Source organism: Bradyrhizobium sp. 87 (genome assembly GCF_023073015.1).
Classification (GTDB): Bacteria; Pseudomonadota; Alphaproteobacteria; order Rhizobiales; family Xanthobacteraceae; genus Bradyrhizobium; species Bradyrhizobium canariense_D.
The window spans coordinates 1-805 of record NZ_JADPIQ010000053.1; the positions used below are offsets into that span (position 1 = coordinate 1).

Sequence of the window (805 nt, forward strand, 5' to 3'; positions counted from 1 at the left end):
CACTAGCGGTCCTCGACTGGCCGCGCTCCGTAGGTCAGCTACGGACCAATCGCGTCGATTTGGCGCTGCGGCGCTCAACGCAGGAACGTCCTCGTAGCTGCCAAGTTAAGCCGCCAAAATCACCTGTGAGGGAGACAAAGTCATGGCCCGCGCAACGGCCCACCCGGATCATCACTGCATCTCGAGCGAAGACATTCAGGGAACCGAGGTGTATGGAGCAGATGGAAAGAATATCGGTGAGATTGATCACCTCATCATCGACAAGGTGTCAGGCCGCGTAGCTTATGCAGTCATGAGCTTCGGCGGATTTGTTGGCTTGGGTCACAGCCACTACCCCATTCCATGGAGCGCTCTGACGTATGATACGTCGATCCAGGGCTTCCGAACCAATATCACAGAGCAACAGCTCAGGGATGCGCCGGAGTTCAGCGATGACTCCTGGCAGGATCGAGATTGGGAAACGCGAACCCACCGGTATTATGGGACACCCACTTACTGGGAAGCGCGAGGTGGCCTATAACGCCAGACGACGCGCCGGAATTTTCCAATCGTGAGTGTCAGCTGAATTGATCGGCGACCCTCGTGGATGCTGTCGGATCGATCTTCCGACCCATACCAGCATTGAGCTTCGCTGGACACCGTCCAGCGAAGTTCAGGCAGTTTTGATTGATGAGCCTTGCAGCGAACAACGCCTGCCGCCCGCATCGGAGGCGGAGGATGTCGCTCATTGGTTTTGCTCAGCTTCTCTCTAGAGTCAGCAATGGGTTCAAGCGGCGCCCAGCGGGCATTACCGTGAAGGTCCGCT

The 805-nt window shown here is 57.1% G+C and carries 1 protein-coding gene; it reads left to right on the plus strand.

Annotated features, from left to right (window positions below; all coding sequences use genetic code 11):
* Positions 1-142 precede the first annotated feature (142 nt).
* A complete protein-coding gene (locus IVB50_RS13975) occupies positions 143-520 on the plus strand; it encodes a PRC-barrel domain-containing protein (RefSeq protein ID WP_247296083.1) in 378 nt (125 codons plus the stop codon).
* Positions 521-805: the final 285 nt, after the last annotated feature.

Excerpts from the sequence above, each read along its gene's own strand:
- IVB50_RS13975 (WP_247296083.1), top strand. The coding sequence starts at position 143 with ATGGCCCGCGCAACGGCCCACCCGGATCATCACTGCATCTCGAGCGAA.